The sequence below is a fragment of the Streptomyces sp. NPDC026394 genome, from assembly GCF_055567735.1.
In genome coordinates this window covers 1-7,636 of record NZ_JBVHPX010000055.1, presented here as the reverse complement: position 1 = coordinate 7,636, position 7,636 = coordinate 1, and the positions used below count along the sequence as shown (strand labels likewise).

Here is a 7,636-nt window from a genome sequence, read left to right as displayed (position 1 = left end):
CAGTGGCGCGGCCTGGCCACCCGATACGACAAGACCGCCACCATCTACCTCGCCGGACTCCACCTCGCCGCCATCTTCATCTGGTCGGCGAGATGCTCCGAAGGAAAGGCCCTAGGCCCGCGACAAGCGGGCCCACGCCTTCCACGGCTCACGGAACCGTATCCGTCTCCATCGCCGTGACCCGACGGCGACTCAGGACGCGACGGTCCGTCCGGGATTCAGACCCACCGCTGTGCCGCCTCGACACTGTCCCCGCCACTGGTGTTGAACGCGATCGCGGCCTGGGGCGCATGGCGCCGGACCAGGTTCACGACCTGTTCGAAGAGCGGAAGCAGCGGCTCGGTCTTGCGGATCCCGCCGCCGACGACCACGACGTCCCACGGCCGCTCGGTCAACGATGCGACAAGAGCGGGCTCGGCCGACGCGTCGAACGCGATCAACGTCATGGCCGCATCGATGCCGTGCTCACCGAACCGGGCCAGCTCCGCGTCGAGCGCCGCACGAAGAGCTTCTCCGTCGGCGCCGGCTATCGCTTGCGGGTCGTAACCGACAACAAGTGCAGAAGGCATGCGGTCAACCTACCGTCCCCTGCCCGGACATGATCCGCCGGACGGGCCCCAGGCGCCGGCACACGAGACGCCCGAGCCGCCTCGCACCTCGGGCCGGGAGACAGCCGGCGCGCTCATCTCAGTCGGCGGGCCCGGTCGCTGTCAGGCTGCCGGGCGCCGGTGCGCGGCGCAGAACCAGTTCGGCTCTGGGCCGGGCCCGGGCCTTGTCGTCCAGTTGCCAGCCGAGCGCCGTGGCGATCTCCAGAGCGGCCCACGGCCCGATGCCCCGATAGAGATGAGCCCGGAGCAGGGCATCGGTGGTCTTGGGCTTCCGCCCGTTCAGCGCCTCCTCGACACGGGCCTGGGGAAAGCCGGGCTCACCCTCATGACGTACCTCCCTCCATGTCGCCCACCACGTGGGCCGGAAAGGGATGTGGCTCAACGCGCGGTCCGCCGCCTTGAGCGCCGGCTTCTCCAGGAAGAAGAGCACCGCGAAGACGAACTCCCCCACGATGCTGAGCGCGAGCACCAAGGCGAACACCGCGAGGAGCATCACCACGTGCACCGGGAAGTGGATCAGCATCCCGATGTGACACAGGATCAGCGTGCGCCGCGAGCGCGTGCGCTTCGGTTCCCAGTCCGTCCCCAGGTACGGTGGCGGGCCGCCGGGCTGGACGTACGGCTGAGCGGGAGGGTACGGCGGGGCTGCGGGCGTGCTCACGGAGCCATCCCACCACGGCTGCTCCGTACATGACAAAGCACCCCGACACCGCCCTCGTCCAGCACGGCCGTCGCCCTTCCGGCCTGGCTGGCTCTCCTCCCGCCAGCTCCACGATCATTGCAGCCATGACCGACGCACGCACCCACCTCGCCCACACCGCGGAACTCGACCCCCGTACCCGCGCCGCGGCCAAGGCTCTTCTCCACGACGTCTTCGAGGGCGACATGACCGAGGAGGACTGGGACCACGCGCTGGGCGGCGTACACGCCCTGGTGTGGGAGGGCGACGAACTGATCGGCCACGCCTCCGTCGTACAGCGCCGGATGCTGCACGCCGGCCGCCCCCTGCGCTGCGGCTACGTCGAAGGCGTAGGCGTCCGCGCGGACCGGCGCGGCCGGGGCCACGGCGCCGCCATGATGACGGCCCTGGAGCGGGTCGTACGCACCGCCTACGACCTGGGCGCCCTCAGCGCCTCCGAAGGCGCCGCCGACTTCTACGCATCCCGCGGCTGGCACCTCTGGCAGGGCCCGTCCGCCGTCCTCTCCCCCACCGGCCTGCGCCCCACCAAGGAGGAGGACGGCGCCATCCACGTCCTGCGGACCGGCGTCCCGCTGGACCTCACGGGGCAACTGGTTTGCGACTGGCGGAGCGGGGACGTCTGGTAGGCGGTTCTCGGGGGCGCGAACGGGGACGGAGCGGGCCGGAACGGTTTGGAAGGGTTGCAACGGGACGGAACCGCACGGGCCCGGGGCCCGGCCGGCGCGGTACCGCAGGCCGGGCCCCGGGCCCCTGACTACTTGGTGAGGTCCCTCAACCCCATGTTCAACCGCAGCACATTCACCCGGGGCTCCCCCATGAACCCCAGCACCCGCCCCTCCGCGGTCTCTTTCACCAGGCGTTCGACCTCGGCGCGGTCCAGGTGGTTCTCCTTCGCCACCCGGGTGACCTGGAGTTCCGCGTACGCCGGGGAGATGTCCGGGTCGAGGCCGGAGCCGGAGGAGGTGACGGCGTCGGCGGGGACCTCGGACTCGGGTACGCCGTAGGTTTCGGCGACCCACTTCTTGCGTTCCTTGACCGCGGCGATCAGGTCGGTGTTGGTGGCGCCCTGGTTGGTGGCGCCGGAGACCTGGAGGTCGTACTGGGGGTTGACGCCGTTGGTCTTGTTGCTGCCCAGGCCGGCGGACGGGCGGGGCTGGAAGTACCGCAGGTCGGGGATGGGGTTGCCGTGGGCGTCGGTGCCCTTGTCGTAGCGCTGGCCGAGGAGTTCGGAGCCGACGACCTTGCCGTTCTGGCGTACCTCGGAGCCGTTGGCCCGGTCGTGGAAGGCGGCCTGGGCGACGCCGGTGACCACCAGGGGGTAGAGCACGCCGCAGACCACGGTCAGGACGAGCAGGGCGCGCAGGCCGGCGCCGAGGAGGCGGGCGGTGTTGCGTACCGAGTTGTTCATGAGGAAGTCACCCGATCCCGGGGATCGCAGAGATGAGCAGGTCGATGAGTTTGATGCCGATGAAGGGGGCGATCAGGCCGCCGAGTCCGTAGATGCCGAGGTTGCGGCGGAGCATCCGGTCGGCGCTCACCGGGCGGTAGCGCACGCCCTTGAGGGCCAGCGGTACGAGCGCGACGATGATCAGCGCGTTGAAGACGATCGCGGACAGGATCGCGGTCTGCGAGCTGTGCAGCCGCATGATGTTGAGGGTGTCCAGGCCCGGGTAGGCCACCGCGAACATCGCCGGGATGATCGCGAAGTACTTCGCGACGTCGTTGGCGATCGAGAAGGTGGTCAGCGCGCCCCGGGTGATCAGCAGTTGCTTGCCGATCTCGACGATCTCGATGAGCTTGGTCGGGTTGGAGTCCAGGTCCACCATGTTCCCGGCCTCCTTGGCGGCGGAGGTACCGGTGTTCATGGCGACGCCGACGTCCGCCTGGGCCAGGGCCGGCGCGTCGTTGGTGCCGTCGCCGGTCATGGCGACCAGCTTGCCGCCCGCCTGCTCGCGCTTGATCAGCGCCATCTTGTCCTCGGGGGTGGCTTCCGCGAGGAAGTCGTCCACGCCCGCCTCGTCGGCGATGGCCTTGGCCGTCAGCGGGTTGTCGCCCGTGATCATGACGGTCTTGATGCCCATCTTGCGCAGCTCGACGAAGCGTTCGCGCATGCCGTCCTTGACGACGTCCTTGAGGTGGATGACGCCGAGCACCCGGGCGCCCCGCTCGTCCTCCAGGGCGACCAGCAGCGGCGTGCCGCCGGCCTCGGAGATGCCGTTGGCCAGCCGGTCGGCGTCGTCGGGGACGGTGCCGCCCTGCTCCCGCACCCAGGCGATGACCGAACCGGCCGCGCCCTTGCGGACCTTGCGTACGGTGCCGTGCTCGGTCACGTCCACGCCCGACATGCGGGTCTGGGCGGTGAAGGGCACCCACTCGGCGTCGGCCAGTTCGCCCTGGTGGCGTTCGCGCAGGCCGTACTTCTCCTTGGCCAGGACGACGATGGAGCGGCCTTCGGGGGTCTCGTCGGCGAGCGAGGACAGCTGGGCGGCGTCCGCCACCTCGGCCTCGGTCACGCCCTTGACGGGGACGAACTCGGCGGCCTGGCGGTTGCCCAGGGTGATGGTGCCGGTCTTGTCGAGCAGCAGGGTGGAGACGTCGCCGGCGGCCTCGACGGCGCGCCCGGACATCGCCAGCACGTTGCGCTGGACCAGGCGGTCCATGCCCGCGATGCCGATGGCCGACAGCAGCGCGCCGATCGTCGTCGGGATCAGGCAGACCAGCAGCGCCAGCAGTACGATCATGGGCTGCTCGGCGCCCGCGTAGATCGCGAACGGCTGGAGGGTCACCACGGCCAGCAGGAAGACGACGGTGAGCGAGGCGAGCAGGATGTTCAGCGCGATCTCGTTCGGCGTCTTCTGCCGGGCGGCGCCCTCGACCAGGTTGATCATCCGGTCGATGAAGGTCTCGCCGGGCTTCGTCGTGATCTTGATGACGATGCGGTCGGAGAGCACCTTCGTACCGCCGGTCACCGCGGACCGGTCACCGCCGGACTCGCGGATGACCGGGGCGGACTCGCCCGTGATGGCGGACTCGTCGACCGACGCGACACCTTCGACCACGTCGCCGTCGCCGGGGATGATGTCGCCGGCCTCGCAGACGACGAGGTCGCCGATGCGCAGCTCCGTGCCGGGCACCCGCTCCTCCGCGGTGCCGTTCAGCCGCCGGGCCACGGTGTCCGTCTTGGCCTTGCGCAGGGTGTCCGCCTGGGCCTTGCCGCGGCCCTCGGCGACCGCCTCCGCCAGGTTGGCGAAGACCACGGTGAGCCAGAGCCAGACGGCGATGGCCCAGCCGAACCAGTCCGAGGGGGACGCGACGGCGAAGCAGGTGGTCAGGACCGATCCGACCTCGACCACGAACATCACGGGAGACTTGACCATCACCCGGGGGTCCAGCTTGCGCAGCGCGTCCGGCAGCGACTTGACGAGCTGCCCGGGGTCGAAGAGGCCGCCGCCGACGCGGCCGCCCTCCGGCGGGTGCCCGCCGGGTACGTCCTGGTGGGGCGCGCGGGTCGGGGTTGCGGTGGACATGGAGCGGCGCTCCTCTTGCTGTACGTCGTTCACTTCGGTGGTCATGACAGCCCCTCCGCGATCGGGCCGAGGGCCAGCGCCGGGAAGTACGTCAGGCCGGTGATGATCAGAATCGTGCCGACCAGCAGACCCGCGAAGAGCGGCTTCTCGGTACGGAGCGTGCCCGCCGTCTCCGGGACCGGCTGCTGCTCGGCGAGCGAGCCGGCCAGGGCGAGGACGAAGACCATCGGCAGGAAGCGGCCCAGCAGCATCGCCAGTCCGATCGTGGTGTTGTACCAGGGGGTGTTCGCGTTCAGGCCGCCGAAGGCCGAGCCGTTGTTGTTGGCGCCGGAGGTGAAGGCGTACAGCACCTCGGAGAAGCCGTGCGGGCCGGCGCCCAGCGCCTTGGTGTTGAGCATCGAGCCCAGCGCGTCCGGCAGCACCATCGAGGCGGCGGTGAAGCCGAGCACCAGGGTCGGGGTGACGAGGATGTAGCAGGCCGCGAGCTTGATCTCGCGGGTGCCGAGCTTCTTGCCGAGGTACTCGGGGGTCCGGCCCACCATCAGGCCGGCGAGGAACACCGCGATCACGGCCATCACGAGCATGCCGTACAGGCCGGAGCCGACGCCGCCGGGCGCGATCTCGCCGAGCATCATGCCCAGCAACTGGATGCCGCCGCCGAAGGCCGTGAAGGAGTCGTGGAAGCCGTCCACGGCGCCGGTCGAGGTGAGGGTGGTGGCGACCGAGAAGATCGACGAGCCGCCGATGCCGAAGCGGTTCTCCTTGCCCTCCATCGCCGCGCCCGCCGCCTGGAGCGCCGGGCCGCCGTGCGCGAACTCGGTCCACATCATCAGGGCGGTGAAGCCGAGCCAGATGGCGCCCATCGTGGCCAGGATCGCGTAGCCCTGCCGTACGTTGCCGACGAGCCGGCCGAAGGTACGGGTCAGCGCGAACGGGATGACCAGGATGAGGAAGACCTCGAAGAGGTTGGTGAAGCCGTTCGGGTTCTCGAAGGGGTGGGCCGAGTTGGCGTTGAAATAGCCGCCGCCGTTGGTGCCCAGCTCCTTGATGACCTCCTGGGAGGCGACCGCGCCGCCGTTGGTCTGCTGGGTGCCGCCCAGGAACTGGCCGACCCCGTGGATGCCGGAGAAGTTCTGGATCGCGCCGCACGCGACGAGGACGAGCGCGCCGACGACGGCGATCGGTATCAGGATGCGCACGGTGCCGCGTACCAGGTCGGCCCAGAAGTTGCCCAGGTCGCCGGTACGGGTGCGGGCGAAGCCGCGTACGAGGGCGATCGCGACGGCCATGCCGGTCGCGGCCGAGACGAAGTTCTGCACCGCCAGACCGGCCGTCTGCACGACGTGGCCCATGGCCTGCTCACCGCTGTACGACTGCCAGTTGGTGTTCGCGACGAACGACGCCGCCGTGTTGAACGCCTGGTCCGGGCTGATCGACGCGAAGCCGAGCGACAGCGGCAGACCGCCCTGCAGACGCTGCAGCAGGTAGAGGAAGAGCACACCGGCGAGCGAGAAGGCCAGGACCCCGCGCAGGTAGGCGGGCCAGCGCATCTGCGCGTCCGGGTCGGCTCCGATGCAGCGGTAGATCACCTTTTCGACGCGCAGGTGCTTGCGCGAGCTGTACATGGCGGCCATGTGGTCGCCGAGGGGACGGTACGCCAGGGCGAGCGCCGCGACGAGCGCGGTGAGCTGGAGCACGCCGGCCAGGATGGGGCTCATCGGGACGCTCAGAACCTCTCCGGGAAGACGAGGGCGAGGACCAGGTAGCCGAGCAGGGCGATCGCGACGACCAGCCCGACGACGTTCTCGACGGTCACAGCCTCGTCACCCCCTTGGCGACGAGGGCCACCAGCGCGAAGACCGCGAGCATGGTGACGACGAAGGCCACGTCGGCCATCGGGTGCTCCTAGGAAGTTCGGTTGAACGGACACCTAGAGCAAACCGCCAACATGACCGTTTCCGACCACCGTTGACGCCTCCCTTACGGCCATTAGCGCCCCGTTGACGATTCTCATACGCTTACCGACCTGACCTGCGGAAACACCGATGGGCCGCATCCCCTCGCAAGGGAGTACGACCCATCGGTGCACGGGTATCGAGCCGCCGGGCGCCTCGGGGAGATACCGAAGGCGGCAGCAGGCCTCAGGAGGACCAGACCGCCCGCATCAGCTCCCGGCGCTCCGCCGGAGCCTCGGCCCGCACGAAGACACCCGAGGTGTCACGGTGCACGCAGTCGATTCCGTAACGGTGCAGGAGGGCGAGATCTGCGCGCGCGGGCGGGGACGGAAGCAGCGCACTCAGGCGGTCGGGCGGCGCAGGGCAGTACGGCGCGTAGTCCTGCAGTTGGCCGAGCGCCTGGCGTACGTAGTGGTGCGAGGCCGTGCTCTTGGCCTCTATGAGCTCGGCGCCCTCGGCGTCTTCAAGGTAGAGGTCGCTGACGCCCGACAGGCAGTAGAAACGCTCGGCCGGCTCCCGTCCGCAGGATGCGAGGTGTTCCTTGAAGGCGGCCACGAGCCGGGCTTCCCGGCGGTCGACGACAATGAGCCGTCCGGTCCGCCGGTATGTGGTCTTCGAGGTACGCATCTCTTCCGCCGCGGCCCGGCGGACAGCTTCCTGGGAGCCCGTGTCCGGCGCGCGGGCCGGTTCGGCACAGGCACGGCTGAAGAACAGCCCCGAAGTGATCATGAACTCGTCCAGCACCGACTGTGCCTAATGGGAAGTGAAGGCCGGTGGTAGCTGACCTTCAGGGGCGCGAGCTGAGCCTTTGAGTATGCCCGGGCCTGAGAGCCCTGTTGACAAGAC

The 7,636-nt window shown here is 69.7% G+C and carries 8 protein-coding genes; 1 reads left to right on the top strand and 7 read right to left on the bottom strand.

Annotated elements, in window-relative coordinates; all coding sequences use genetic code 11:
* Positions 1–218 precede the first annotated feature (218 nt).
* Together ACZ4QV_RS42165 and ACZ4QV_RS42160 are read right to left on the bottom strand one after the other, a co-directional pair.
* Complete coding sequence (locus ACZ4QV_RS42165) at positions 219–569, bottom strand: hypothetical protein (protein ID WP_361640485.1); 351 nt, start codon at positions 567–569, stop codon at positions 219–221.
* Positions 570–687: 118 nt separating this feature from the next.
* On the bottom strand, positions 688–1,269 hold the full coding sequence (locus ACZ4QV_RS42160; protein WP_361155806.1) for a hypothetical protein: 582 nt from the start codon (positions 1,267–1,269) through the stop codon (positions 688–690).
* Positions 1,270–1,394: 125 nt separating this feature from the next.
* Between ACZ4QV_RS42160 and ACZ4QV_RS42155 the strand changes: the two genes are divergently transcribed.
* Positions 1,395–1,934, top strand: coding sequence for a GNAT family N-acetyltransferase (locus ACZ4QV_RS42155; protein ID WP_361155805.1), 540 nt, complete (start codon positions 1,395–1,397; stop codon positions 1,932–1,934).
* A 128-nt stretch (positions 1,935–2,062) separates the two neighbouring features.
* On the opposite strand, the gene kdpC is transcribed toward ACZ4QV_RS42155, so the two are convergent.
* The 5 genes from kdpC to ACZ4QV_RS42130 all read right to left on the bottom strand — a co-directional run bounded on the left by kdpC (position 2,063) and on the right by ACZ4QV_RS42130 (position 7,534).
* The gene (gene kdpC, locus ACZ4QV_RS42150; protein WP_361155804.1) at positions 2,063–2,716 is read right to left on the bottom strand and encodes a potassium-transporting ATPase subunit KdpC; all 654 of its coding nucleotides are present in this window, start codon (positions 2,714–2,716) and stop codon (positions 2,063–2,065) included.
* A gap of 7 nt (positions 2,717–2,723) precedes the next feature.
* Positions 2,724–4,835 (bottom strand): potassium-transporting ATPase subunit KdpB, encoded by a 2,112-nt coding sequence (kdpB, locus tag ACZ4QV_RS42145; protein ID WP_467764533.1) that lies wholly within the window; start codon positions 4,833–4,835, stop codon positions 2,724–2,726.
* A 41-nt stretch (positions 4,836–4,876) separates the two neighbouring features.
* Positions 4,877–6,553 (bottom strand): potassium-transporting ATPase subunit KdpA, encoded by a 1,677-nt coding sequence (gene kdpA, locus ACZ4QV_RS42140; RefSeq protein ID WP_361155801.1) that lies wholly within the window; start codon positions 6,551–6,553, stop codon positions 4,877–4,879.
* 8 nt (positions 6,554–6,561) lie between these two features.
* Positions 6,562–6,651: a K(+)-transporting ATPase subunit F gene (kdpF, locus tag ACZ4QV_RS42135; RefSeq protein ID WP_032928585.1), complete on the bottom strand. Its 90-nt coding sequence runs from the start codon at positions 6,649–6,651 to the stop codon at positions 6,562–6,564.
* A 325-nt stretch (positions 6,652–6,976) separates the two neighbouring features.
* Positions 6,977–7,534, bottom strand: a complete 558-nt coding sequence (locus ACZ4QV_RS42130; RefSeq protein ID WP_361640487.1) for a hypothetical protein — start codon at positions 7,532–7,534, stop codon at positions 6,977–6,979.
* Positions 7,535–7,636 lie beyond the last annotated feature (102 nt).

Bases quoted from the DNA above. Each gene is read 5' to 3' on its own strand.
- ACZ4QV_RS42165 (WP_361640485.1), bottom strand. From the start codon at position 569: ATGCCTTCTGCACTTGTTGTCGGTTACGACCCGCAAGCGATAGCCGGC.
- ACZ4QV_RS42155 (WP_361155805.1), top strand. From the start codon at position 1,395: ATGACCGACGCACGCACCCACCTCGCCCACACCGCGGAACTCGACCCC.
- kdpC (WP_361155804.1), bottom strand. From the start codon at position 2,716: ATGAACAACTCGGTACGCAACACCGCCCGCCTCCTCGGCGCCGGCCTG.
- kdpB (WP_467764533.1), bottom strand. From the start codon at position 4,835: ATGTCCACCGCAACCCCGACCCGCGCGCCCCACCAGGACGTACCCGGC.
- kdpA (WP_361155801.1), bottom strand. From the start codon at position 6,553: ATGAGCCCCATCCTGGCCGGCGTGCTCCAGCTCACCGCGCTCGTCGCG.